We start from the raw sequence: 25,093 nt of genomic DNA on the forward strand, positions 1-25,093 counted from the left end.
CCCTTCGAGGCTCGCTCGTTCCTCGCTCGCACCTCAGGGACCCGGTTGCCTCCGGTCGTTGAGGTGCGAGGCCGCCCGCGGCCGAGCCTCGAAACGACCCTCGCGCGTGGTAGGTCCCTTCGCCCTTCGAGGCTCGCTCGTTCCTCGCTCGCACCTCAGGGACCCGGTTGCCCCCGGTCCCTGAGGTGCGAGCTTGCGAGCCTCGAAGGGACCTCCCTTACGACACTCCGCGCTGGAAGGCGACGTACTCGTGCAGGGCCGGGCCGTCGGTGACCCCGTACAGCACCGGAGCGGTGAGGTTGATCGTGATCGACCCGTCCTTGCGCGGCTCGTTGACGCGCACGAACAGCCGGGCCGACTGGTGCCGCAGCGACAGGACGCCGTCATTGCCGAGTTGGATATTGGAGAAGTCCTCGGTCAGGTACTGCTGGACTTTGTTGACGACACTCTGGCGATCGGTCACGGTGGCCTCCTGGGCGAATCGGATGTGGGTTCGCCGTAGTGGCTGACACCGACATGTGTCTGCCCGTTGCTGTCGGTAGATGTGACGACACCTTGTGGGCGTGACCGGAGTCACCCCTATGCTGTAGCGCGGTCAGGGGTGAACCGAGAGATCCCTATGTCCCAGGAGAACCCATGATCCGTGCCGCCGTCGTCGGTGTGATCGCGCTGATCGCCGTCCTCGCGCCCCTTCCCGCCGCCGAGGCGGCCGAGCACGTGGTCAGCGACACCTATCCGAGCATCGAAACCGCGCCCATCGACCTGGCACCGGATTCCACCAGTTCGGTGTCGGCGGTCGGCCAGGTGATGAGTCCGGACGAGTCCCGGATCTACGTGCTGGTCGAGGGCAGTTCGCCGGAGTTACTTGTGGTCGACACCGCAACTCGCGCCGTCGTCAGCCGCTCGACCCTGCCGCAGTCCTTCTACGGTCTGGTGCTCTCGTCGGACGGTTCGACTCTGTACCTGGTGGACGAGGGTCAGGTGCTCGTTGTCGAGACTGCGGCGGTGGCCGACGGTGTGCCGATCCCCGGTTCGGTCACGTCCGTGCCCGGCATGGTGTCCAATGTGGACTACCGGCGGTGGGCCGGCCGGATTATGTGGACCTCGCCGGATGGTCAACTGTTCTACACCGTCGTGCAGCGGTACTGGTACAACCCGGCGGTCTCCGCCTGGCAGCAGGAGAAGGTCCTGCGGGTGTACGACACCGACACGTGGGCCGTGGTTCGCACGTTCACCGGTGAGTCGGGCACGGGCACGTCGGGCGTGGTGCAGGCCGCCACGATGAGTCCCGACGGTGCGCGGGTGTACCTCGTGACGAGCGAGTATCCCTCGGCGCTGGTGGCCTATGCCGCCGACGATCCCGGCACCGAACTGTGGCGGCGCGACCTGGAGTTCCCAAGCGTGTCCGATCCCGACTATATGGAAGGTTTCGAGGCCGGGACGTTCGGCATGACCGCCGACGGCAGTCGCCTGTACATCGGCGTTCGGCCCGGCTGCAGTTGTGCCCCGGACATCGTGGTGGCGAACGACGTGGACACGGCTTCGCCGGCCGTGAGTCTGTCGCGGATCGATGAGCAGTCGGCGCCGGGGGCGCCCGGAGAGATGGTCGAGATGCCGAACGGAGCCTTCGTGCTGGCGATCCATCCGCCCTATTACTTCGGTGCCAGTTTCTATCCGGTGCAAGCCGGTGGCGACGTCCAGAACCCGGTGGCGACGTTCTGGGGTGACGACGCGGCCCAGCCGGAGCACCCCACGTTCCCGTTGGTCACCGCCGACGGGGCGACCGTCTACCTGATGATCGACGGGAGCCTCGTCGTGCTGGATACTGCGCCTCGGCAGGTGGAGTGTCCCGACGAGGCGGCGACGCTGGGGGCCGCGTACGCCGGGGAACTACGGGTGGCCGGGTCGGGCGTCATTACCTTCGCCCTCGCTCCCGATGCCGAACTGCCGCCGGGGCTGACGCTGGCCGACGACGGCACGCTCAGCGGCACGCCGTCGAGTACGGGGGAGTTCGACTTCTCGCTGGTGGCCTCCAACGCGGCCGGGTCCAGTGACCCGGTGACCTGCAGCCTCTCGGTCGCGCAGGCTGTCGACCCGGACGGGGACGATCCGGATACAGGCGACGACGAGGACACGGTGGCCGCGGCCCCGTCTGCGGAGGGCGGGGTCCTTCCCGAGACGGGCATTCCGGCGCTCACCGGGTGGCTGCTCGCCGCCGTCCTCGCGGCCGTCGTCGGCCGCCTGGTCCTCCGCACCCGTAAGGACCGGGCGGCTTCCGGTCATTGAGATGCGAGGCCGCCTGCGGTGGGCGGTGGGTCCCTTCGAGGCTCGCTCGTTCCTCGCTCGCACCTCAGGGACCCGGTGGTTTCCGGGCGTTGAGGTGCGAGGCCGCTTGCGGCCGAGCCTCGAAACGACCACACCACCCGCGGTAGGCCCCTTCGAGGCTCGCTCGTTCCTCGCTCACACCTCAGGGACCCGGCGGGTTCCTCAGGACACCCCGCGCTGGAGGGCGGCGGCGATGCGGGCGATGGCCGCCGGGGCACTGTGCCCGAAGGAGACCATGTTCGCGAAGCCGTGGATCAGCCCCTCCTCGCAGCGATACTCCACCGGCACGCCGGCGGCCTTCAGCGCTTCGGCGTAGGCGATGCCCTCGTCCAGCAGCGGGTCGAATCCGGCGGTCACGAGGTAGGCCGGAGCGACCCCGGTGAGGTCGCCGTGCAGGGGCGACAGGCGGGGATCGGTGCGGTCCTCCGCTCCGGTTAGGTAGGTCTCCTCGATCTTCGACATGAAGCCCTCGGTCAGGTAGAAGCCGTCGCCGAAGGTCTCCCGGCTTCGGTAGCGCCGGGAGAAGTCCGTCGTCGGGTAGATCAGCAACTGGAAGACCGGCTGCTGCCCGCCCTCGCGCACCGCCTGCTGCGCGACGCCCGCGGCCAGGTTGCCGCCCGCGCTGTCGCCGCCGACGGCGATCCGCTCCGGGTCGATGCCGAGTCCCGGTGCCTGATCGCGGACCCACGCCCACGCCGCCCAGGCGTCCCCGGCGGCCGCCGGGAAGGTCGCCTCCGGGGCCAGCCGGTAGCCCACCGACACGACGCGCACCTGGGCGGCCTCGGCGAGGTGGCGGCACAGGGCGTCATGGCTGTCGAGGTCGCCGAAGACGAAGCCGCCGCCGTGGAAGAAAACGAGCGCCGGGGACGGACCGGCAAGGTCGCGCGGCGTGTAGAAACGCAGCGTGATCGGACCGCCTGGGCCGTCGATGATCCGGTCGGTGACCGCCCCGATGGGCGGGTTGCCGCCGACGAGCTGCGCCCCCGACCGCAAAATGCGCCGCCCGCGCCGGATACTCACCTCGGCCACCGCCGGGCCTTCGAGCCGCTGCAGCCGCAACAGCAACTGCATCTCGTGATCGAGCCGCTTCCCGTCGATCCGGACCGACGGGCCTGCCGCAGCCTTGAGGACGGGTGCGGGGAGCCGCATCAGGTTCCGCGCGGTCACCGCCCGGACCGTACCGATGAACGCCATGATCGCAACGTACAGGATGCGCCCACGGCCGTCCGGCAGTTCACCTCCCGTCCATCTCGGCGTGCCACGATGGCGTCATGGAGAGCGCCGAACTGGAAGTCACCGACCTCACCTCGCCCGACGAGTTCGATGTCGACCCGCCCTTCGACGCCGCCGATGGCACCCTGCCCGTCGACCGCTTCCTCGACCGCGAATTGTCGTGGATCTCCTTCAACGAGCGGGTGCTCGAACTGGCCAGGGACCCGGCGCTGCCGCTGCTGGAGCGGGTGCGGTTCATGGCGATCTTCGCCAGCAACCTCGACGAGTTCTTCATGGTGCGTATCGCCGGCCTCAAGCGCCGCATCGCGGCCGGGGTCGCGGTGCCGTCGGCTAGCGGCCTGCCGCCCAAGGAGGTGCTGGCGCGCAGCCTGGCGGCGAGCCAGGAGTTGCAGCGCGGTCACGCCGCTCACCTGCGCGACGAACTGGTCGCCGACCTCGACGAGGCGGGCATTGCGCTGCTGCACTGGGACGACCTCACCGACGCCGAGCGCGAGGTGGTCGCCACGACCTACCGTGAGCGGGTCTTCCCGGTGCTGACCCCGCTGGCCGTCGACCCGGCGCACCCCTTTCCCTACATCTCCGGGCTGTCGCTCAACCTCGCGGTGGTGCTGCGCAATCCCGAGACCGGCAAGGAGCACTTCGCCCGGGTCAAGGTGCCACCGGTCATCAACCGCTGGATGGAGGTCGGACCGCAGCGCTACCTGCCGCTGGAGGAGGTCATGGCGGTCCATCTGCCGATGCTCTTCCCCGGTATGGAGATCCTCGCCCACCACGCCTTCCGGGTGACTCGTAACGAGGACCTGGAGGTGGAGGAGGACGACGCCGAGAACCTGCTCAAGGCGCTCGAACAGGAGCTGCTGCGCCGCAAGTTCGGCCCGGCGGTCCGCCTCGAGGTCGAGCCGGACATCTCCGGGGAGGTGCTCGACCTGCTCGTGTCCGAACTCGGCGTCAGCACCGACGAGGTGGTGCGGCTGCCCGGCCCGCTCGACCTGCGCTCGCTCCACGAGATCGCCGACCTCGACCGGCCCGAACTGCACTTCGAGCCGTTCGTGCCCGGTACGCACGAGCATCTGGCCGAAGTCGAGACGGCCAGCCCGGCCGACCTGTTCAGCGCCCTGCGCAAGCGCGACGTACTCGTACATCACCCCTACGACTCCTTCGCCACGAGCGTTCAGCGCTTCATCGAGCAGGCGGCCGCCGACCCGAAGGTGCTGGCGATCAAGCAGACGCTGTATCGCACCTCGGGCGACTCGCCGATCATCGACTCGCTCATCGACGCTGCCCGCGCGGGCAAGCAGGTGCTCGTGCTGGTCGAGATCAAGGCCCGTTTCGACGAGCAGGCCAACATCCACTGGGCGCGCAAGCTGGAGCGCGCCGGCTGCCACGTGGTCTACGGCATCGTCGGCCTCAAAACACACTGCAAGCTGGCGCTGGTGCTGCGCGACGAACCCGACGGCCTGCGCCGCTACGCGCACATCGGCACCGGCAACTACAACCCCAAGACCGCGCGCAGTTACGAAGACCTGGGCCTGCTGACCGCGAACCGCGACATCACGCGGGACCTCACCGAGTTGTTCAACCACCTGTCGGGCTTCTCCCAGCAGAGTGAGTTCGGGATGCTCCTGACCGCGCCGACCCACCTGCGCGACGGGCTGATCGAGCGGATCGGGAGGGAGGTGGACCATCACCGGGCCGGCCGCGAGGCGCGCATCCGGATCAAGGTCAACTCGCTGGTCGACGAGGCGGTGATCGATGCCTTGTACGAGGCGTCGATGGCCGGGGTGCCGGTCGATATCGTCGTGCGCGGTATCTGCACGATCCGGCCGGGCGTGCCGGGACTGAGCGAGAACATCCGCGCGGTGAGCGTGCTCGGGCGTTTTCTGGAGCACAGCCGGGTCTACTGGTTTGCCGGAGGCGGGCAGCCGGAGGCCTGGATCGGTTCGGCCGACCTCATGCACCGCAACCTCGACCGCCGTGTGGAGGTGCTGGTGCGGGTGCCGTCCGAGGCGCACACCGCCTCGCTCGGGGAGCTGCTGGCGACGGCGGCCGACGACGACACCTCCACCTGGCACCTGGACGCCGACGGGGCGTGGAAGCGGCACACCGGCTCGCGTGACCTGCAGGCATGGCTCATCGACAAGGCCCGTCACCGCCGCTCCCGGCCGTCGGCGTGACCTGTGTCAGCAGGAGGCGAGGACGAGCGGGCCGTTGAAGGACATCAGCGCGACTGCATCGGCCTTCCGGTCGAAGTCGAGGACGGCAATGTTGCCATCGGTGCGCACGGCCCGAAGGTCGATGGAGTCTTCTACGCTGCCGCGCTGCCCGATGAACGCCCCGGTGGCGAGTGCCGCCCGAGCGCCGGCCTGCTCGGCGGCGTGCGCTGCGGAGTCGAAGGCCATCGCCACGGTGAAGTGCTCGCTGGGGGCGTCCAGGCCGCGCAGCAGCCAGCGGTAGGGGCGCAGCGGGGTGCCGGCCGCCGTCACCGCCACCTCGGCCTGGGCGGCGATGTCGGCCCCGGATTCGGCCGGATCGGTCGAGGCGCAGCCGGAATCGGTGTCGTGCAGCGACCAGGCCGCGAGGTCGGCGGTGCGGGGCCACAGCCGGCGGGCGGCCGGATCGGCCTCGGACAGGCTGGCCGTCTTGCGGTCGGCGGTGGCCGCGACGGCTTCGACGATCTGCGGGTCGGCTGCGGCGATGGCCACCCCGCTGTCGTGGACCAGGACGTTCGCGAAGATCTCCGGGGCGCGGTCGTTCCCCGATTCCAGGTCGCTCGCGGCGATGGTCCACAGGTCGCCGTCGGAGACGTAACCTACGTCGCGCATCCGGGCCTCGGTCTTGGCCACCGACTGAGGCAGCCCGATGAGCAGCGCCGATCCCTGCGGCGTCTGTATCAGGGCTTCCCAGCCGACGGCAGCCGGACTCCAGCCCAGGTCGTCGGTGACGACTCCTCCGGCGGACAGAATCGCCGAGCGTGTGGCCAGATCGAGCGCTCCGGCGCGCGCGATCACCTGGTCGCCGGGTACGTCCAGGGCGTCGCGGATCGCCGACCAGTTCGTCACATCGAGTGCGATGGTGTCGGCGGGTACCAGGCGGGCGATATCGTTCGCATCCGCAGGAGTAGGCACCTGGGCAGAGGCCCACAAGACACCGGCGATGACGGCTCCGGCCGTGCAGATGCCGAGCACACGTCGCACCACCGTCACCACCCTGTCTCGTCGAACTATCGCCGGAAAGGACAATACGACCATGGGCCGTGAGCGAACCATCGTGGCCGCCGGCGGCGTGGTGTGGCGTCCGCGGGCCGGTTCGCGCACGGGAGTGGAGGTGCTGCTCGTGCATCGGCAGCGTTACGACGACTGGACCTTCCCCAAGGGCAAACAGGATCCGGGCGAGCCGGTCCAGCAGACGGCGGTCCGTGAGATCGTCGAAGAGACCGGGATGCGGGTCCGCCTCGGCACGCCGCTGCCGGAGGTCCACTACCGCGTCGGTGCGGGGCCGAAGGTCGTCCACTACTGGACCGCGCGGCTCGATCCGGCCGACCCGGGGGCCTTCACCCCCAACAAGGAGGTCGACGAGATCGCCTGGGTGCGTCCCCGCGAGGCCCGCAAGATGCTGACCTACCCGCACGACCTGGACCTGTTGGAGGCGTTCGTGCAGATCCGTGACGCGGGCCATCTTGAGGCGGGGACCCTGGTCCTGCTGCGCCACGCCAAGGCCGCCGGCCGCCGTCGGTGGCGCGGTGACGACGCCGAGCGCCCGCTCACCGAGGCCGGGGTGCAACGCGCCGAGGCGGTCGCGGCGCTGCTGGCCCCGTACGGCCTCGGGCGGCTGATCGCGAGCACCGCCGTCCGCTGCCGCCAGAGCCTCGAACCGCTGGCCGCGATGATGCGGAGTGCGGTGGAGATCGACCGGCGGCTCGGCGAGACGAGTTCGCCGGTGAAGGGCGCGAAACTCGTGCGCACGCTGATCGATTCGGGGGAGTCGGCGGTGCTCTGCAGCCATCTGCCGCTGCTGTCGGCGCTGTTCGACGCGGCCGGGATCAAGCCGCTCGACCTGGCGCCCGGCGAGGGTGTCGTGCTGCACCACCACGGCGGCCACATCGTCGCCACGGAGCGCCTCACCACCTGAGGGACCTTCCCACGGGTCATGTCGAGGTGTGCCTGGTCCCTGAGGTGCGACGAAGGAGCCTCGAAGGGACCGCCCCACGCGCCGGGGGAATCGTTCCCGGCTCGTTCACGCCGCGTTCACCCACATCGGGGTGCCGAGACACCTGGCGCGCCTAACGTCCGGGATGTCAGTGCTCATTCCCGAAGGGATCTCCATCCGTGAAGCGCAACACTCTGCGTGCCGCCGTCCCCGTTGCGGCCGCCCTCTCCCTGTCCGTCGCTCTGGGAGCCTGCGGCTCCTCGTCGTCCGGCGGAGGAACGCTCAACGGCGCCGGTGCCAGCTCGCAGCAGGCCGCCGTGGCCGCTTGGAAGCAGGCCTTCCAGACCGACAACCCCGACGCCACCATCAACTACGATCCGGTCGGCTCCGGCGGCGGTCGTGAGCAGTTCATCGCCGGCGGCGTGGACTTCGCCGGCTCGGACGCCTACCTCGACGACGAGGAGCTGGCCGATGCGAAGGATCGTTGCGGCGGCGAGGTCGTTGAGGTCCCCGTTTACGTCAGCCCCATCGCCGTGGTGTTCAACCTCGACGGCGTCGAGGACCTGAACCTCTCGGCCGCGACCATCGGTGCGATCTTCGAGGGCACCGTCACCGCCTGGGACGACCCGGCCATCGCTGCGGACAACCCGGGCGTGACGCTGCCGAGCGACCCGATCGTCACGGTCCACCGTTCCGATGACTCGGGCACCACGAAGAACTTCACCGCCTACCTCGAGGAGACGTCGGGCGGTTCGTGGAGCGCCGGCGAGGTCGAGACCTGGCCGTCCTCCGAGGGCGAGAGCGCCCAGGGCACCGCAGGCATGATCGACCGGGTCAAGGCCACCCCGAACTCCATCGGCTATGCCGACGCGAGCCAGGCCGGCGACCTGTCGACCGCAGCGGTCAAGGTGGGCGAGGAGTACGTCGAGTACTCCCCCGAGGCAGCCACGGCGATCCTCGAGAAGTCCACGCCGGTCGAGGGCCGTGGCGAGACTGACCTGGCCATCGAGATCGACCGCTCCACCACCGAGGCGGGCGTCTATCCGGTCGTCCTGGTTTCCTACGCCATCGCCTGCCAGACCTACGAGGACGCCGACAAGGCCGAACTCGTCAAGGACTGGCTGGCCTACCTGGTGAGCGCCGAGGGCCAGGAGGCTGCGGCCAAGGATGCCGGTGCCGCGCCGATCTCCGGTGACATCGCCGACAAGTCGGCGGCTGCCGTCGACACCATCGCGGCGAAGTGATCCGCGGGTCGGGGTCGCCTGGTCACACCGGCCGGGCGGCCCCGGCCCCTTCCTCCCCTCTGTCGAAGGAGACATCAGCGCCGTGAGCACCACGACCACGCGAGGTCAGAAGCCGCCGCGTCCCGTAGTCCGCCCGGGTGATCGCATCTTCTCGGGCCTGTCCACCTCGGCCGGCCTGCTGATTTTGCTGACGTTGCTGGGTGTGGCGATCTTCCTGACCGTCGAAGGCCTGCCGGGCATCACCGCCTCGCCCGACGAACTCGGCGGTAAGACCGGCGGCAAGGGCTTCTTCGCCTACGTCTGGCCTCTGATCTTCGGCACCGTCTGGGCTGCGGTCATCGCCCTGCTCATCGCGGTGCCGGTCGCCATCGGTGTCGCCCTCTACATCTCGCATTACGCCCCCCGCCGGCTCAGCGCCACCCTCGGCTACGTCGTCGACCTGCTGGCCGCAGTGCCGTCGGTCGTCTACGGCCTGTGGGGCCTGCTGTTCCTGTCGCGCGAACTCGGTCCGTTCTACGAGTGGCTCGAGAAGACGCTCGGCTTCCTGCCGTTCTTCGCCGGCAATCCCCACGGCGGCGTGTCGGCCAACTCGATCCTCACCGCGAGCCTGGTGCTGGCGGTCATGGTCCTGCCGATCATCACCGCGATCTGCCGCGAGATCTTCCTGCAGACCCCCCGGCTGCACGAGGAAGCGGCCCTCGCGCTCGGCGCGACCCGCTGGGAGACGGTGCGGCTGGCGGTCTTCCCCTACGCCCGCTCCGGCATCATCTCGGCCTCGATGCTGGGCCTCGGCCGGGCGCTCGGCGAGACGATGGCCGTCGCTATGGTCCTGTCGGCCTCCGGCGTGGTGAGCGTCAACCTCATCAGCAGCACGAATCCGAGCACCATCGCGGCCAACATCGCTCTGCAGTTCCCCGAGGCCTTCGGCCTCTACACCAATGTCCTGATCGCCTCCGGCCTGGTGCTGTTCGTCATCACCTTCGCCGCCAACTTCGCCGCGCGCGCCATCGTGGAGCGCCGCAAGGACTTCTCGGGAGCCAACTGATGACCACCGTGCTCGACGAACGCCCCGATCTCGGGAGTGAACTGCGGGAGAACCAGCTCCCGGTCTGGATGCCGCGCGCGGTCCTCGGCGCGGCGGTGGCCGCCGGCTTGCTGATGATCCTCGCCGGGGTCTCACCGGCCCTGTCGGTGCTCGCCGGCTGGGCGCTGACGTGGGCGCTGCCGGTGGCCTCGCGGGTCGTGGAGGGCCGTCGCAAGGCGACCGACCGGACCGTGACGCTGCTCGTCGGCTCGTCCTTCGCGCTGGCGCTGGTGCCGCTCGGCTCGATCCTGTGGCTGGTCATCAGCAAGGGCGCCCCGCAGCTGCACGCGGACTTCTTCACCGAGTCGATGCGCAATGTGGTCGGCGAGGGCGGCGGCATCTACCACGCGCTCGTGGGCACGCTGCTCATCACTGCGGCGGCCACCGTCATCTCGGTGCCCATCGGCCTGCTGACGGCGGTCTACCTGGTCGAGTACGGCGACAATAACCGGCTCTCGCGCTGGATCACCTTCCTCGTCGACGTGATGACCGGTATTCCGTCCATCGTCGCGGGCTTGTTCGCCTATGCCCTGTTCGTGATCTTCTTCGGCGAGGGCGTGCGCATGGGCATCGGCGGCGCGGTGGCCCTGAGCGTGCTCATGGTGCCGATCGTGGTGCGGGCCTGTGAGGAGATGCTCAAGCTCGTCCCGAACGAGCTGCGGGAGGCGTCGCTGGCCCTCGGCGTGCCGAAGTGGCGCACCATCGTCAAGGTCGTCATCCCGACGGCGATTTCCGGCATCGTGACCGGTGTGACGCTGGCCGTCGCACGGGTGATCGGCGAGACGGCTCCGCTGCTCATCATCGCGGGCCTGACCGACTCGGTGAACTACAACCTGTTCGGCGAGCGTATGACGACCCTGCCGGTCTTCGCCTACAACGCGGTCAAGTTCCCGACCGTGCCGCCGGAGCCGAGCCTGGAGCGCGGCTGGGGCGCGGCCCTGGTGCTGCTGATCCTGGTCATGCTGCTCAATCTCGTGGCCCGGCTGGTCAGTTATGTCTTCTCCCCCAAGGGCGAGCGGTAAGCCGCCGCCTCCCTTCGTCTTCCTCCCCTCCCAGAGAAAGGACCCACGATGGCCAAGAGCATCGATGTGTCGGACCTGAACATCTACTACGGCGACTTCCTCGCGGTCCAGGGGGTCAACATCACCATCCCCGCGAAGTCGGTCACGGCGTTCATCGGCCCGTCCGGCTGCGGCAAGTCGACCTTCCTGCGCTCGCTGAACCGCATGCACGAGGTCATCAAGGGCGCGCACGTGGAGGGCAAGGTGCTGGTCGACGGCACGGACCTGTACGCCCCCGACATGGACCCGGTCAACGTCAGGCGGCTGATCGGCATGGTCTTCCAGCGGCCGAACCCGTTTCCGACCATGAGCATCTACGACAACGTGCTGGCCGGGCAGCGGCTCAACAGCAAGAAGATCAAGAAGTCCGAGGCCGATGCCACGGTGGAGCGGGCGCTGCGTCAGGCGGGCCTGTGGGCCGAGGTCAAGGACCGGTTGGACCGGCCCGGTTCGGGCCTGTCCGGCGGCCAGCAGCAGCGCCTGTGCATCGCGCGCGCGGTGGCGGTGCAGCCGGAGATCCTGCTCATGGACGAGCCGTGCTCGGCGCTCGACCCGATCTCGACCAGCGTCATCGAGGACCTGATCCACGAGCTCAAGAGCGATTACACGATCGTCATCGTCACGCACAACATGCAGCAGGCCGCCCGCGTCAGCGACGACACGGCGTTCTTCAACCTGTCGGGCGTGGGCCAGCCGGGCCAGCTCATCGAGTCCGGCCGGACGGAGAAGATCTTCTCCAACCCCGACAACGCCGCCACCGAGGCCTACATCCAAGGCCGCTTCGGCTGACCTCTGCTGGTCCCTGAGGTGCGCCCTTCGAGGCTCGTCGTTCCTCCTCGCACCTCAGGACTCGGCGAGCTCGTTCCTCGCGGTCCCTGAGGTGCGTAGGCCGCTCGCGGCCGGAGCCTCGAAGGGCACGGCCCCAGGGAACGGGTTTCCCCCGCCGCAGGTGCGAAGGCGTACCCGTATCGGCGTCAATGGGGAGTTCTCCCCATTGCTGGGCAAGGCTCGTCGCTCTTGAATGGCGGCCATGACCGCTGACGCTGCTGAGGCCACCGTTCGACGTCGAGGACTCCAGGTCGGGATCACTTCGACCGTGCTCGTTCTCGGTGTGCTGGGGGTCATCGGGACGATCATCGGCTGCGTGTACGCGGCGGCGAGCGGGCAGGTCTCTGGTAGTGAGGCGACGGTTGCGGCACTGGTCGCGGTGCCCGCGGTCCTGCTGTTGATCGTGGCGCCGGCCGTGTGGGCGCTGGCGCGCCAGGGCGTCGTGGCGACGATCTGGGCAGGTATCGTCTGTCCGTTGCTGTTTGGGTCCATGAATGTCGGCCTTGAATTCGTCACGTTGCCTGCGGCGCTGATCTTCGTCGGCCTGACGCTGTGGTGGCTGTTCTCGCGGGTTCCCGCTCCTGCTGTTGTTGATCCCATCGGCTCGGTACCGCCGGGGCAGTACACCGTCGTCGCCTTGGGGCACGAGTACGGGCCGTACGACCCCGAAGGCCTGCGGACGCTGGCCGAGCAGGGGCAACTCAACCGGGCGAGCCAACTGCGGCTGAACGGTGGGGCGGTCTTCTCTGCGGCGGAGCTTCCCGCGCTCTTCACGCCGCGCCCCCGCTAAGAACGAGCGTGCCGATAGGCGGTGGGGTCATTTCGAGGCTCGCAAGCTCGCACCTCAATGACCGTGAGGAGCGAGCCAGCCGAGTCCTGAGGTGTGAGGCCGCCTGCGGCCGAGCCTCGAAGGGCGAAGCCTGCGGGTGGGCGGGTCATTTCGAGGTGTGCTGCGCTCGCACTGGGGGCACCTCCCGCTTGCGGGGGACAATGACCAGGTTCCGCCCTACCCGCGCACGCCCTACGGCAGGAAGAGGTGGCCGATGCCGTAGGTGGCGGCGGCCACCACCGCAGCCGCCGGCATCGTGATGACCCAGGCGACGACGATGCTCTTGGCCACCCCCCAGCGGACCGCGCTGAACCGCTTGGTGGCGCCCGATCCCATGATCGCCGAGGTCACCGTGTGGGTCGTGGAGACGGGGGCGTGCAGGCCGATGGCCATGACATAGAGGGTGGTTGCCGAGGTGGCCTCGGCGGCGAACGCCTTGGGCGGATCCAGGTCGATGATCCGGCGGCCGAGGGTCCGCATGATGCGCCAGCCGCCCGAATAGGTGCCCGCAGCGATGGCCGAGGCGGCGGCGATGATGACCCACAGGGGCACCCCGTCGACGTCGGGTCCGGGCACGTCCTTCGCGTCGGGCTGGATGTAGCCGCCGGCGACGAGGGCCAGCACGATGACGCCCATCGTCTTCTGAGCATCCTGCAGGCCGTGGCCCAGCGCCATGCCCGCCGCCGAGACGGTCTGCGCGTGCCGGAAACCGCGGTTGATGCGCGAGGGACTGGCCTTGCGGAAGACCCACATGATCGCGGTCATCAGGCAGAACGCGCCGACGAAGCCGATGGCCGGCGACATCACCATGGGGATGGCGACCTTGTCAACGAGGATCGACCACTCGACGGTGGTCGCCGAGGCCAGGCCCGCGCCGACGATGCCGCCGATCAGGGCGTGCGAGGACGACGACGGGATGCCGAAATACCAGGTGATGAGGTTCCAGGTGATCGCGCCGACGAGGGCGGCGAGCACGATGGTCAGTGCGTGGGGTGCTCCGTCGGCCGAGACCGCGCGCTCTTCGATGTCGATGATGTCCTGGATGGTCTTGGCGACGCCGACACCGAGCAGCGCACCGACGAAGTTCAAGACGGCGGCCATAGCCAAGGCGACGCGCGGGGTCAGTGCGCGGGTCGAGACCGAGGTGGCGATGGCGTTCGCGGCGTCGTGAAAGCCGTTCGTGTAGTCGAACACCAAGGCGATCGCCACGACGGCGATGACCATCGCCAGGGTCAGGGTCACGCTCAGGACTCCTTGACGGCGATTTGCTCGACGATGTTCGCCACCGTTTCGAGCGCGTCGATCGCATGCTCGACCGACTCCACGACGTCCTTGAGCTTGAGAACCTGCATCGCCTTGTAGGACCCGCCGAACAAGTTGGCGAGGAGGCGGCGGTGGTTGCGGTCGCCGTCGTTCTCCAGGCGGTTGATCTCGATCCAGAACTCGTCGAGGTTCTTCATCGTGCGCAGCCGGGGCATCGAGTCGGCGGTGAGTCGGGCGGCGCGCTGCAGCACCTCGACCTGATCGGCGAAGTGCGGCGGGAACTCGTCGATGTCGTAGAGCAGGATCGAGTCGACCGCCTCGTCCATGAAATCCATGACGTCGTCGAGGGCGCTTGCGAGGGAGTAGATGTCCTCGCGGTCGAAGGGGGTGATGAAGGTGCTGTTGACGCGGCGGACGATGGCGTGCGTCGTCTCGTCGGCCTGGTGCTCGGCCTCGCGCATCTCGGCGGCGACGGCGGCCTTGTCGACGCCGTCTTCGAGGATCTTCGCCAGCAGGTCGGCCCCGGCGACGAGGTGGCTGGCGGATTCGGAGAAGAGATCGTAGAACGAAGTCTCTACCGGTCGGATGCGGAAGCGCACGCCATCACTCCTGTCGACGGTCTGTTGGCCGCAACCATGCTAGGGGTTCGCCGTGTGGTGGCCAACACGACCACGGGGTGAGGCCGGTCAGTCGGCACCGACGCCGAGGATCTCATCGACCTCGGCCTGGCTGAGCGGCTCGGTTCGCGGCGTCGCGGCGATGATGAGTCGGCTCGTCAACTCGATCTCGTCGAGTGCTTCGTCGTCGCGTAGGCGCTCGTCTAGCGGTTCGATCCCGCTCACATTCTCCCTCGTTTCTCCCCGCAGCAGCGTATCGTGCAGTGGCAGTTCGGGAGGGGCGAATCGGGAGGATTCGTCGGCGATGGCACACTGGGGAGCCGCTAGGGCCTCTAGCTCAATTGGCAGAGCAGCGGACTTTTAATCCGCGGGTTGTGGGTTCGAGTCCCACGGGGCCTACCGTGAACCTGCGGTGCAGTGCCTGAGAACGTGCGTGGATGGGCGCTGGCTGAGGTGCGTAGGCCGCAAGCGGTCGAGCCGGGTCCTGAGGTGCCGCGAGGAACGAGCGGCCTCGAAGGGCGCACCTCAATGACCGGGTTCCGTCTGTCCGAGCACGGTTCTTATGGCGTCGCCTCGTAGAGGGTGTCGCGGGCGTGCTCGGTGAAGCCGAGGTTGCGGTAGAGCGTGAGGGCTGCGGCGTTGTCGGCCTCGACGTAGAGGTCGACCACGGGAACGAGGGCGTCCAGATGACGCAGGCCGCGTGCTGTCAGTGCCGTGCCCAGGCCGCAGCCGTGCTCGCTGGGGTCCACCCCGACGACGTAGACCTCGCCGCAGCCGTCTTCGACCTTCGTCCAGTGGAAGCCGACGATGCGGCCCTCGCGTTCGGCCACGAACAGGCCGGCCGGATCGAACCAGTCCGCGCCGGTCCGGCGGCGGAAGTCGGTGAGGTCCATCGCGCCCTGTTCGGGGTGATCGGTGAAGGCGCGGGCATTGACCGCCACCACTGCCTCGGCGTCGGCGTCGGTGAAGGAGCGGATCGTGATGCCTTCCGGCACCCGATCCGGCGGCGGCGCGGCCCTCTCGCGGCGCAGTATCAGCAGCGTCCGGGCCGCGCGCAGTCCTGTCGCGCGGGCGAGCGCCTGAGCCGACGGAAGGTCTCCGTGCGCCCAGAACCGCCGCTCACCGTCGGCCCGCAGCGACAACACCAGGCGGGTGCCCAGGCCGCCGCGCCGGAAACGCGGATCGACGAAGGCCTCCACGGGGGCGTCGGCGGGTGCATAGGCTGCGGCCACGACCTCGCCCGCTGACTCGATGCGCAGGTCGACCCGTGCCTCGTCGTCGGCGGCGATCGCCAGCAGGCTCGCCTCGTTGAGCGGGGCGACCCCGTCGAAGGCGGCGATCCGCTTGGCGAGCCGTTCGAGTGTGCCGCTCACCGCTGTCGCAGGGCTTCCAGTTGGGCGGCGACCTCGGCCGCTACCGCTCGCGCCAGCGACTCGGAGTCGTCGTCGGGGTCCTCGCGTACGACCTGCTGGACGATGCCGTGCTCGTAGAGTTCGATGGTGCCGACCCGCTGCGCCGTGGCCATGTCGGCGGCATGGTCGACATCGCCGTGAACGATGGCGCTCGCGCCCTCGGGCGGCAGGGGCGACAGCCAGGCGTTTTCGGTGGCGATGACGACATCGGCCGGCAGCAGCGCCAGCGCTCCGCCGCCGCAGCCCTGGCCCAGCAGCACCGACACGGTCGGCACCGTCAGCGTCGACATCCGGCTGAGGCAGCGCGCGATCTCCCCGGCGACCGCCCCCTGCTCGGCCTCCGGCGACAGCTCGGCCCCGGGGGTGTCGATGAACGACACGAGCGGCAGGCCCAGCTCCTGCGCCAGCTCCATGCCGCGCCGGGCCTCGCGCAGGGCGGCCGGCCCCATGGGGGACTCGGGCGTCTGGGTGCTGCGGTCCTGGCCGATGACGACGCACGGCTGGCCGTCGAGCCGTGCGAGCGCGACGAGCATCGCCGCGTCCCGTTCGCCCTCGCCGGTGCCTTGGAGACGCAGCGTCGTGTCGCTCCCGTGCCGCAGCACCTCGCGGACGCCCGCCCGGCCCGGCGCACGGGTCAGCTCGATGGCCTGCCAGGTGCCGATCCGCCGCTCCACGGGGACCCGGCGCGGCTCCAGCTCGCGCTCCTTCGGTCCGTCGACCAGCAGGGTGAGCGCCTGGTCGACGATGAGCGGCAGGTCTTCGGGCGGCACGACGGCGTCGACGATGCCATGTCGCACGAGGTTCTCCGAGGTCTGGACGCCGGGCGGGAACGGCCGTCCGTTGAGCAGTTCGTAGACCTTCGGTCCGAGGAAGCCGACGAGTGCTCCCGGCTCGGCGATGCGCACGTGGCCGAGGGATCCCCAGGAGGCGAACACGCCGCCGGTGGTGGGATGACGCAGGTAGACGAGGTAGGGCAGGCCTTCGGCACGGTGGTCCGCGATCGCCCGGCTGATATCGATCATGCGGACGAAGGCCGGCGTGCCTTCCTGCATGCGGGTGCCGCCCGACGATGTGGCGGCGAGGATCGGCAGTCCTTCGGCGGTGGCGCGCCGCACTGCGGCGACGATGCGCTCGGCGGCGGCTTTACCGATGGATCCGGCCAGGAAACCGAACTCGTTGACGATGAAGGCCACCGGGCGGCCGCGCATTGTCGCCCGGCCGGTGAGAATCGACTCGTCGGTGCCCGCGCGTTCAGCGGCGGCGAGGAGTTCGCGCCGGTAGACGTCGGGGTGGGCGGAGATGTCGAGCGGGGCGTCCCAGGATTCGACCGAGCCGGAGTCGAGGACGAGGTCGATCAGGTCATGGGCGGTCAAGTGGGCCACCCCGGCAGTCTGTCAGATGTCGCCCGCCGCCGTCGTGGTCCTTCAGGCGGGGGAGTCTGCGGTCTCGCGGGCGATCTCGGGCTTGGTCGAGACGAAGCGGTAGCCGACGTTGCGGACGGTGCCGATCAGGGTCTCGTGCTCCGGGCCGAGTTTGGCGCGCAGCCGGCGGACATGGACGTCGACCGTGCGGGTGCCGCCGAAGTAGTCATAGCCCCACACCTCTTGCAGCAGCTGCTGGCGGGTGAAGACCCTGCCGGGATGCTGGGCGAGGAACTTGATGAGTTCGAACTCCTTGAACGTGAGGTCGAGCGAGCGGCCCTCGAGTTTGGCGGTGTAGGTGGCGTCGTCGACGACCAGGCCGCTGGTGGAGATCACGTGGCTCTCGCTCACGCCGTTCGACGCTGCGGCGATGCGACCGATGCCCAGCCGTAGCCGCGCCTCCAATTCTGCGGGGCCGGCGGTCGTGAGGATGACGTCGTCCATGCCCCAGTCGGCTGCGGCGACGGCCAGGCCTCCTTCGGTCAAGATGACCAGCAGCGGTACTTCGATGCCGGTGGTCCGGATGACTCGGGTCAGGCTGCGCACCTGGGCTAAGTCGTGGCGCCCGTCCACGAGCACCGCGTCGCACGCGGGCGCATCCAGGAGGGCGCTGGCTTCCGCCGGCAGGATGCGGACCTGATGGGGCAATAGGGCGAGCGAGGGGAGCACCTCCACCGAGGATTGCGGACTCTTGGTCAGCAGAAGTAGGTGGGACATGAGTACCTCCGGAGGGGCAGTGCCCCGGATACAGGACGAGGCCGCAGCGAATCCTCGCCGGGCCTCATTGCACGGTCCACTGTAGCCCAGATGTCGGGTCGGTCTCCAGAGCGTGACGGGCAGGTGACGAGAGTCACGCCTGCGGGGTCGCTGCGGGCAGGCGGCGTCATCGCGGTGTGACATGGGCGACCGTCGTGCGGGCCGGTGTGGTCCGTAGTGGCATCATTCGTGGGTGTCGCACGCTGCTCGGACGCCCTGGGCCTCCTCACTGTGGACGGTCGTCCTCGTCTCCGTCATGGCCTTGGCCGTTCGGGCCGATCCGGTTCTGGTCGCGGCGACGGTGTTGCTGGTCCAGGCGCAGATCGCTGTCGGACCCCACCCGGCCGACGACCGTGGACGCACCGTGCGCGCACCGAAACTTGTCGCCGTTATGGCCGCGTCCCTCACGGCGACCGTGCTGACGATGTGGCCGCGCGCCCTCGTCGGTGCCGACGGCACGCACGCGGGGGACCTGGCGACGGTGTTGCCTGCGTCGATGATGGCGGTTCTCCCGGCGACGGCGGTCGGGGTCATCGTGGTGCTCGTTTCCCAGATGTTCCGCCGTGACGGCCGCCGGGAATTGGTCACCACGACGGCTCACGCGGCTACTGCGGCGCTGCTGGCGACGCTGGCCGTCGGCTGGATCACTGCGGCCCGCAACCCCATCGGCGACGAGGTCGTGACGCTCGGCGCGGTGGGCGTGGGGGTCGCGGCGGCGTTATGGTGCCTGCCGGGTGATCGGTACATGGTGGGGGCCATCGCCATGTCGGGCAGTGCGGCGGCCTGTGCCCTGGTTGCGCACTTCTGCGACGGCTATTACACCTGGGTCTTCGGACTCATCATGGGCGTGCAGGTGTCGGTCGGTGCCGTGCTGGGCCTGATCGTCGGGCGCGCCTGGGGCGAGGGCCGCCGGCATGCCTCCTCGTCCGGTTGGGGCTTTCCCGGCGCGATGGCCGTCGCGGTCGCGGCACCGCTGGTCCATCTGATCGGGCAGCTCGGGAACTCCGCAGGATGACCGGAGTCTGGGTGCTGCTGGCCGTGATGGCGCTCGCTGCCGTGATCGCCGTGGGCAAGCGCTGGTACGACGGACGGTTTCGCATGCGTGAGGCGCAGGGGAGCAGTGTGGATCGGCGGCTCACTGCGGCCGACCTCGGCACCGACCTGGGATCGCGGGCGACGCTCGTGCAGTTCTCCACGTCGTTCTGCGCTCCGTGCCGGGCCACGCGGGTCCTGCTTGCCGCCCTGACGGCCGACCGTGCTGACGTGGCGCACGTCGAGATCGATGCGGAGGCGCAGTTGGACCTCGTGCGGCGGCTCGGCATCCTGCGTACGCCGACGGTCCTGGTGCTCGACGGGCGCGGGATCGAGCGCGGGCGAGCTTCGGGGGCACCCCGGCGTGAGCAGGTCGAGGCAGTCCTCGCCGCCGTCGCGCCCTGAGGCACGGGTCCCTGAGGTGCGAGGAGCGTGCGACGAGCCTCGAAGGGACCTGCTCGATGGTGCGGGTGGTCGTTTCGAGGCTCGGCCGCAGGCGGCCTCGCACCTCAATGACCGGGCCTGCGCCTGCGGACCTCAGGAATCCTTCGACACGGGCAGGTGGGTGGAGGAAATTTCCCTGCAATCCTGAGGATTCGTCCGCAATGTGGACTGATATCTCGAAATATGGTCATTCGAGGTGAGTCGTCGGCGCCGGGTGCCTACAGTGGGACACATGCTCGGACACGCCCACTTGACACGTCGCTTGGCAGTCGACAACTGCCGCACGCGGTCGGCGTTGTGTCGCGTCGTCATGGGCTGATCCCCTGCCGCTGAGCCTGGACAGCCCCGCTCGCCGAGGCGCGAGCGATGTCCGTCCGTCCTTCTTCGTCATGCGCCGTGTGCGCCAGGAGTCTCGATGTCCACCACCTTCTCGGCGGGTCCGCAGCAGGTCGACCCGCGCGGTCTGCGGTTCGCCGCGACCCTGACGGCACTCGTGTTAGCAGGGGCGCTGGTGAGCGTCACCGCACAGCGCGAGGTGGCGGTCGCGTTGACGGCCGTGCAGGCGGTCGTCTTCGCCGTGGGTGCCTTCCTCGGCGTTCGGCAGTCGCCTTACGCACGGCTCTTCGCCCGGTTCGTCCGGCCGCGGCTGGCCGCTCCGGCCGAACTCGAGGACGCGGCCCCGCCGCAGTTCGCCCAGGCCGTCGGCCTGGTGTTCGCCCTGATCGCCCTGGTCGGGTTCGCGCTGTCGGCCCCGGCCGTCGCCCTCACGGCCCTGGCCTTCGCGCTGGTGGCCGCCGTGCTCAACGCCGCCGTGGGCCTGTGCCTCGGCTGCGAGCTGTACCTGCTCTGGCGCCGCGTCGCGCCCGAGCGTGCCTGAATCCATCCCTACCCGTAACCGCTACGCAGTACCCCATCAAAGGAGAGAGATATGAGCCGCGAGACCGTGCTGGTCACCGCTGACTGGGTCGAGCAGAACCTCGACAACCCCAAGGTCGTCCTGATCGAGGTCGACGAGGACGCCTCGGCCTACGACAAGGGCCACATCCGCGGTGCCGTGAAGCTCGACTGGAAGAAAGACCTCCAGGACGGCGTGCGTCACGACTTCATCAGCAAGGACAAGCTGGAGAAGCTGCTCTCGGACAAGGGCATCGCCAATGACGACACCCTCGTCTTCTACGGCGGCAACAACAACTGGTTCGCCGCCTACGCCTACTGGTACCTCAAGTACTACGGCCACACCGACGTCCGCCTGCTCGACGGCGGCCGCAAGAAGTGGGAGCTGGACAGCCGTGAGCTGACCGACGAGGTCACCGAGCGTCCCGCGACGACCTACACCGCCACCGAGCCGAACGACGACATCCGCGCCTTCCGCGACGAGGTCGTCGAGGCCATCGGCGTCAAGAACCTCATCGACGTCCGCAGCCCCGACGAGTACGCCGGCCGCCTGCTGGCCCCCGCGCACCTGCCGCAGGAGGCCGCGCAGATCGCCGGCCACATTCCCACCGCCGGCAACGTGCCGTGGAGCAAGGCCGCCAACGACGACGGCACCTTCAAGAGCGACGACGAGCTCAAGGAGCTGTACGCCGAGGTCGGCTTCGATGAGGGCAAGGACACCATCGCCTACTGCCGCATCGGCGAGCGCAGCTCGCACACCTGGTTCGTCCTGAGCGAGATCCTCGGCTACCCGAACGTCAAGAACTACGACGGCTCGTGGAGCGAGTACGGCTCGCTGCGCGGCGTGCCGGTCGCCCTCGGCGACGAGCGCGGGGAGGCCTGACATGTGCGGAGCGATCTCCGGCGGCCCGAGCCTCGATGGGGTCGACGTCGCCAACCAGGCCGTGATCCAGGGCATCGTCACACGCGACGGTGAGCCGGTCGGCAACGCCTACGTGCGCCTGCTCGACCGTACTGGTGAGTTCACCGCCGAGGTCCCGACCTCGGCCACGGGCCAGTTCCGCTTCTTCGCCGCACCCGGTGAGTGGACGCTCCGCACCCTCGCGCCGCGTTCGGCCACGGTCGACCGCCCCGTCGTCGCCGCCCTCGGCAGCGTCGCGGAGGTTGCCGTCGCGGTCTGAGCGATTTTCCGTGCCGACGACGGGGCCGGACACCAATGACGGTGTCCGGCCCCGTCGCCTGTGTCGTCCCGGTCCCTGAGGTGCCGCAAGGAACGAGCGGCCTCGAAGGGACCCGGACAACGGGCCGCTGCCGGGGTCCCTTCGAGGCTACGGCCGCAGGCGGCCTTTCGCACCTCAGGGACCGGCTAGGGACCGCCTGGTCAGTGGATCTGGTCCTCGGAGGGGAGTAACTCGTCGGGATACTTGGTCAGGTATGCCTCGAGCTGATCGGCGCTGACTGCCTGCCACAACTCGACGGCCTGCGCCTCGTTGAGCGTGACAACGTTGCCGACACCATCGACGTCCTTGGTGCCGGCCACCGGGACGGTCATAAATGAGACGTTATCGGAACTGACATTGCGCAGCGACAGTGCGAGGGAGCGCAGGTCTGACGGCGTCCAATTGGTATCGAGCGTCATATTGCCCGAGAGCGCCTCAAGAGTGTTGGTCAGTTTGACCGGATTGGTCAAGACGCCCTTGGACAGCATCTTGTTCATCACGCTGCGCAGGAAGTTCTGCTGCCGGGCGATGCGGTCGAAGTCGCCGTTCTCCAAGCCGTGCCGGGTCCGGACGTAGGCAAGCGCGAGATCGCCCTCCAGGACTTGTGTTCCCTGTTCCCAGGTGATCTTCTGTTTCGTGTCGCGGAAGGTTTCGGGAATGTAGACCTCGACCCCGCCGATGGCCGTGGTGATGTCCTTGAAGCCCTCCCAGTCGATGATCGCCAGGTGGTCGATCTGCAGGCCGGTGAGCGCCTCGATGGTCGCCACCGCGCCGGCAGGCCCGTAGAAGGAGAACGCCGAGTTGATCTTCTGCTTCTCGCGCGGATCGCCGTCGGCGTCGTAGAGCGTGGTGTAGGTGTCGCGTGGGATCGAGATGAGTTGCACCTGGCTGCGGTCGGCCGGGATGTGGACCACCATGAGGGTATCGCTGCGATACTTTCCCGAGGGCCACTCCGCCAGGGCGGCGTCGGCTTCGATGGAAGAACTGCCCTTGGAGTTCTCGGCCATGTCCGAGCCGAGCAACAGGATGTTGAGCGCGCGTCCGTCGTCGGGGGACTTATCCTCGTTGTCGATTTCGACCTTGCCGAAATTGCTGAGCTGCTTGTTGAGGTAGTAGGCGTAGGCACCGACGGAACCGAACAGCAGGCAGACGATGGTCAGCAGGGTCAACAGCAGCTTGCGGTGCCGGTGCCGGAACGGCACCCCGCCCTTGCGTCGCTTGCCGGCGTCGCGGTACTTCGGCGACGACTTCGGGCGACCGGACATGCTGCTTCTCTCCTCGGGCGCCCGCGGCCGGGTGCCCGGTGCGCCGTCCTATTGTGACGGGTCAACCCCAGCGCCCGCCGGGCAACTCCCTGTTTGTGTGCTGGCTCTCAACTTTCCATGAGGAGGGTCACCGGGCCGTCCCCGCCGATCTCCACGGCCATGTCCGCGCCGAACCGTCCCGTCTCCACGTGGACGCCTTGCTCGCGCAGCGCCGTGCAGAAGGTCTCGTAGAGGGGTTCGGCCACCGGTCCGGGGGCGGCCGCCGACCACGACGGCCGCCGACCCTTACGGGTGTCGGCGTACAACGTGAACTGGCTGACGACGAGGGCTGCGCCCCCGTCGTCCAGGGAGGTGTCGTCGCGCAGGATGCGCAGGCGCGCGATCCGCCGGGCCAACCGGTCGGCGTCGGCGGGGGTGTCGCCGTGGGTCATGCCGAGCAGGATCACTAGGCCGCCGTCGATCCGCCCGACCGTCTCGCCGTCGACGGTGACCGCTCCGTGCGACACCCGCTGCACCACCGCCCGCATGGGGCACGAGCCTAGAGGAGGCCGGGGCGCGGCGGGCGTCGGTAGGATCGGTGCATGGCCTTCGAGATCCCCAGTGACCTGCATCCCTCCCTGATGCCGGTGGCGTGGCTCCTGGGGACCTGGCACGGCAACGGGCGCGGCGAGTACCCGACCATCGAGGCGTTCTCCTTCGAGCAGGAGATGGTCTTCGCGCACGACACCCGCCCCTTCCTGCACTACTTCAGCAGGTCGTGGATCACCGACGACGACGGCAACCGGGTGCGTCCTGGCGCTTTGGAGACCGGCTTCCTGCGGGCCACCGACGCCGGCCTGGAACTCGTCCTGGCACATCCGACCGGCTACGCGGAGGTCTGGTACGGCGAGACCGACGGCCCGCGGCTGCGGCTGGCAACCGACCTGGTCGCGCGCACGGCCACCGCCAAGGAGTACACCGCCGGCCAGCGGCTGTACGGATTGGTCGAGGGGCGTCTCATGTACGCCTGCGACATGGCCGCCGAGGGTCACGAGATGCAGTCGCACCTGTGGGGCCAGCTTGAGCGCGGCTGAGCGGGCGGGCGGCCGCTCACCGCTGCTCGGCCTGCCCGGCGCGGTCGAGGCCGACGCCCCCGACGCCGGGGTGGCGGCCCACTACGGGTCCATTGCCGCCGAACAGCGTCGCTTGGAGGCCGGGAGTGCGTTCGTCGACCTCTCGCAACGCGACGTGCTGACGATCTCCGGCCCCGACCGGCTCACCTGGCTGCACGACCTCACCACCCAGCACCTGCGCGATCTGCCGCCGCAGGCATTCACCTCGGCCCTGATCCTCACCCCGCAGGGGCGCATCGAGCACGGCTTCGACCTCGTCGACGACGGCGAGACGGTCTGGGCGCACACCGAGCCGGGGGCCGCCGCTGCGCTGGTGGCCTTCCTCGACCGGATGCGGTTCTTCGCCCAGGTCGAGGTGCGCGAGGTGAGCGCCGACTGGGCCGTGGCCGGGCTGTCCGGCCTGGCGTGGACGCTGCGGCCGCGTGCCGAGTTGGCGGACCTGCCGCAGGAGTTGGGCGAACCCGTCGGGCTGTGGGCCTGGGAGGCCGCCCGCATCGCTGCGGGCCGTCCGCGTATCGGGCTGGACACCGACGAGCGCACCATTCCCAACGAGGCCGGACTGCTGGAGGTCGCCGTCCACCTCGACAAGGGCTGTTACCGGGGCCAGGAGACGGTGGCGCGTGTCCACACGCTCGGGCGGCCTCCCCGGCGACTGACCCTGCTGCACCTGGACGGCTCGGTCGACCACCTGCCCGCCCCCGGCTCGGACGTTACCGCCGACGGCGTACGTGTCGGCACGGTCGGCACCTCGGCGCGCCATCACGAACTCGGGCCGCTGGCGCTGGCGCTGCTCAAGCGCTCCGTCGACGTCGCGGCACCGCTGGTCGTCGACGGCGTCGCCGCGGCGCAGGAAGTCCTGGTTGACCCGGAGGCCGGCCTGCACGTGCGACCCCAGGTGCGGGGCTGA

At 69.2% G+C, this 25,093-nt stretch carries 26 protein-coding genes and 1 tRNA gene; 16 read left to right on the top strand and 11 right to left on the bottom strand.

Annotated features, from left to right (window positions below; all coding sequences use genetic code 11):
• Positions 1-217: 217 nt before the first annotated feature.
• Complete coding sequence (locus QM597_RS01990) at positions 218-463, bottom strand: hypothetical protein (protein ID WP_415003197.1); 246 nt, start codon at positions 461-463, stop codon at positions 218-220.
• Between the two features lie 173 nt (positions 464-636).
• On the opposite strand from QM597_RS01990, the gene QM597_RS01995 reads away from it, so the two are divergent.
• Positions 637-2,286, top strand: a complete 1,650-nt coding sequence (locus QM597_RS01995) for a putative Ig domain-containing protein (RefSeq protein WP_415003198.1) — start codon at positions 637-639, stop codon at positions 2,284-2,286.
• A gap of 201 nt (positions 2,287-2,487) precedes the next feature.
• Here QM597_RS01995 and QM597_RS02000 read toward each other — a convergent pair whose 3' ends face one another.
• Positions 2,488-3,519, bottom strand: a complete 1,032-nt coding sequence (locus QM597_RS02000) for an alpha/beta hydrolase (protein WP_415003199.1) — start codon at positions 3,517-3,519, stop codon at positions 2,488-2,490.
• Between the two features lie 77 nt (positions 3,520-3,596).
• Between QM597_RS02000 and QM597_RS02005 the strand changes: the two genes are divergently transcribed.
• A complete protein-coding gene (locus QM597_RS02005) occupies positions 3,597-5,732 on the top strand; it encodes an RNA degradosome polyphosphate kinase (protein WP_415003200.1) in 2,136 nt (711 codons plus the stop codon).
• Between the two features lie 6 nt (positions 5,733-5,738).
• On the opposite strand, the gene QM597_RS02010 is transcribed toward QM597_RS02005, so the two are convergent.
• Positions 5,739-6,755 (bottom strand): hypothetical protein, encoded by a 1,017-nt coding sequence (locus QM597_RS02010; RefSeq protein ID WP_415003201.1) that lies wholly within the window; start codon positions 6,753-6,755, stop codon positions 5,739-5,741.
• Between the two features lie 49 nt (positions 6,756-6,804).
• On the opposite strand from QM597_RS02010, the gene QM597_RS02015 reads away from it, so the two are divergent.
• From QM597_RS02015 to QM597_RS02040, 6 genes are all read left to right on the top strand, one after another.
• Positions 6,805-7,686 carry an NUDIX hydrolase gene (locus QM597_RS02015; protein WP_415003202.1) on the top strand — a complete coding sequence of 294 codons (882 nt, stop codon included), beginning with the start codon at positions 6,805-6,807 and terminating at the stop codon, positions 7,684-7,686.
• A 197-nt stretch (positions 7,687-7,883) separates the two neighbouring features.
• Positions 7,884-8,948 carry a phosphate ABC transporter substrate-binding protein PstS gene (pstS, locus tag QM597_RS02020; protein WP_415003203.1) on the top strand — a complete coding sequence of 355 codons (1,065 nt, stop codon included), beginning with the start codon at positions 7,884-7,886 and terminating at the stop codon, positions 8,946-8,948.
• Positions 8,949-9,030: 82 nt separating this feature from the next.
• Positions 9,031-9,993, top strand: coding sequence for a phosphate ABC transporter permease subunit PstC (pstC, locus tag QM597_RS02025; protein WP_415003204.1), 963 nt, complete (start codon positions 9,031-9,033; stop codon positions 9,991-9,993).
• Positions 9,993-11,054: a phosphate ABC transporter permease PstA gene (pstA, locus tag QM597_RS02030; protein ID WP_415003205.1), complete on the top strand. Its 1,062-nt coding sequence runs from the start codon at positions 9,993-9,995 to the stop codon at positions 11,052-11,054. Before pstC ends, pstA begins: the two co-directional genes overlap by 1 nt.
• Before the next feature lie 48 nt (positions 11,055-11,102).
• Positions 11,103-11,882 (top strand): phosphate ABC transporter ATP-binding protein PstB, encoded by a 780-nt coding sequence (pstB, locus tag QM597_RS02035; RefSeq protein WP_415003206.1) that lies wholly within the window; start codon positions 11,103-11,105, stop codon positions 11,880-11,882.
• A gap of 241 nt (positions 11,883-12,123) precedes the next feature.
• A complete protein-coding gene (locus QM597_RS02040) occupies positions 12,124-12,711 on the top strand; it encodes a hypothetical protein (protein ID WP_415003207.1) in 588 nt (195 codons plus the stop codon).
• Positions 12,712-12,942: 231 nt separating this feature from the next.
• On the opposite strand, the gene QM597_RS02045 is transcribed toward QM597_RS02040, so the two are convergent.
• The 3 genes from QM597_RS02045 to QM597_RS02055 form a co-directional block, all read right to left on the bottom strand.
• Complete coding sequence (locus tag QM597_RS02045) at positions 12,943-13,992, bottom strand: inorganic phosphate transporter (protein ID WP_415003208.1); 1,050 nt, start codon at positions 13,990-13,992, stop codon at positions 12,943-12,945.
• Positions 13,993-13,994: 2 nt separating this feature from the next.
• The gene (locus QM597_RS02050; protein ID WP_415003209.1) at positions 13,995-14,612 is read right to left on the bottom strand and encodes a DUF47 domain-containing protein; all 618 of its coding nucleotides are present in this window, start codon (positions 14,610-14,612) and stop codon (positions 13,995-13,997) included.
• Between the two features lie 87 nt (positions 14,613-14,699).
• A complete protein-coding gene (locus QM597_RS02055; RefSeq protein WP_415003210.1) occupies positions 14,700-14,855 on the bottom strand; it encodes a hypothetical protein in 156 nt (51 codons plus the stop codon).
• Between the two features lie 101 nt (positions 14,856-14,956).
• Here QM597_RS02055 and QM597_RS02060 point away from each other — a divergent pair.
• Positions 14,957-15,029: transfer RNA gene (locus QM597_RS02060), tRNA-Lys, on the top strand.
• Positions 15,030-15,190: 161 nt separating this feature from the next.
• On the opposite strand, the gene mshD is transcribed toward QM597_RS02060, so the two are convergent.
• The 3 genes from mshD to QM597_RS02075 are packed head-to-tail and all read right to left on the bottom strand — an operon-like array spanning position 15,191 to position 18,180.
• Positions 15,191-16,003 carry a mycothiol synthase gene (mshD, locus tag QM597_RS02065; protein ID WP_415003211.1) on the bottom strand — a complete coding sequence of 271 codons (813 nt, stop codon included), beginning with the start codon at positions 16,001-16,003 and terminating at the stop codon, positions 15,191-15,193.
• Positions 16,000-17,424, bottom strand: coding sequence for a carboxyl transferase domain-containing protein (locus QM597_RS02070; protein WP_415003212.1), 1,425 nt, complete (start codon positions 17,422-17,424; stop codon positions 16,000-16,002). Before QM597_RS02070 ends, mshD begins: the two co-directional genes overlap by 4 nt.
• A gap of 42 nt (positions 17,425-17,466) precedes the next feature.
• Positions 17,467-18,180: a winged helix-turn-helix transcriptional regulator gene (locus QM597_RS02075; protein WP_415003213.1), complete on the bottom strand. Its 714-nt coding sequence runs from the start codon at positions 18,178-18,180 to the stop codon at positions 17,467-17,469.
• Positions 18,181-18,412: 232 nt separating this feature from the next.
• On the opposite strand from QM597_RS02075, the gene QM597_RS02080 reads away from it, so the two are divergent.
• The 5 genes from QM597_RS02080 to QM597_RS02100 all read left to right on the top strand — a co-directional run bounded on the left by QM597_RS02080 (position 18,413) and on the right by QM597_RS02100 (position 21,770).
• Positions 18,413-19,234, top strand: coding sequence for a hypothetical protein (locus tag QM597_RS02080; protein ID WP_415003214.1), 822 nt, complete (start codon positions 18,413-18,415; stop codon positions 19,232-19,234).
• Positions 19,231-19,656, top strand: coding sequence for a TlpA family protein disulfide reductase (locus QM597_RS02085; RefSeq protein ID WP_415003215.1), 426 nt, complete (start codon positions 19,231-19,233; stop codon positions 19,654-19,656). The genes QM597_RS02080 and QM597_RS02085 overlap by 4 nt, the downstream gene beginning before the upstream one ends.
• Before the next feature lie 454 nt (positions 19,657-20,110).
• Entirely contained in the window at positions 20,111-20,572 is a 462-nt protein-coding gene (locus QM597_RS02090; protein WP_415003216.1) for a DUF4395 domain-containing protein, read from the top strand.
• A 51-nt stretch (positions 20,573-20,623) separates the two neighbouring features.
• Positions 20,624-21,472 (top strand): sulfurtransferase, encoded by an 849-nt coding sequence (locus tag QM597_RS02095; protein WP_415003217.1) that lies wholly within the window; start codon positions 20,624-20,626, stop codon positions 21,470-21,472.
• A gap of 1 nt (position 21,473) precedes the next feature.
• On the top strand, positions 21,474-21,770 hold the full coding sequence (locus QM597_RS02100) for a DUF1416 domain-containing protein (RefSeq protein WP_415003218.1): 297 nt from the start codon (positions 21,474-21,476) through the stop codon (positions 21,768-21,770).
• Between the two features lie 200 nt (positions 21,771-21,970).
• Here QM597_RS02100 and QM597_RS02105 read toward each other — a convergent pair whose 3' ends face one another.
• Both QM597_RS02105 and dtd read right to left on the bottom strand, forming a co-directional pair.
• Complete coding sequence (locus QM597_RS02105) at positions 21,971-23,074, bottom strand: LCP family protein (protein WP_415003219.1); 1,104 nt, start codon at positions 23,072-23,074, stop codon at positions 21,971-21,973.
• Positions 23,075-23,181: 107 nt separating this feature from the next.
• Positions 23,182-23,601 carry a D-aminoacyl-tRNA deacylase gene (dtd, locus tag QM597_RS02110; RefSeq protein ID WP_415003220.1) on the bottom strand — a complete coding sequence of 140 codons (420 nt, stop codon included), beginning with the start codon at positions 23,599-23,601 and terminating at the stop codon, positions 23,182-23,184.
• A 54-nt stretch (positions 23,602-23,655) separates the two neighbouring features.
• Between dtd and QM597_RS02115 the strand changes: the two genes are divergently transcribed.
• Both QM597_RS02115 and QM597_RS02120 read left to right on the top strand, forming a co-directional pair.
• Positions 23,656-24,147 carry an FABP family protein gene (locus tag QM597_RS02115; protein WP_415003221.1) on the top strand — a complete coding sequence of 164 codons (492 nt, stop codon included), beginning with the start codon at positions 23,656-23,658 and terminating at the stop codon, positions 24,145-24,147.
• Positions 24,134-25,093, top strand: a complete 960-nt coding sequence (locus QM597_RS02120) for a YgfZ/GcvT domain-containing protein (RefSeq protein ID WP_415003222.1) — start codon at positions 24,134-24,136, stop codon at positions 25,091-25,093. The genes QM597_RS02115 and QM597_RS02120 overlap by 14 nt, the downstream gene beginning before the upstream one ends.

The sequence above is a fragment of the Aeromicrobium sp. genome, from assembly GCF_047607065.1.
Taxonomy (GTDB): Bacteria; Actinomycetota; Actinomycetes; order Propionibacteriales; family Nocardioidaceae; genus Aeromicrobium.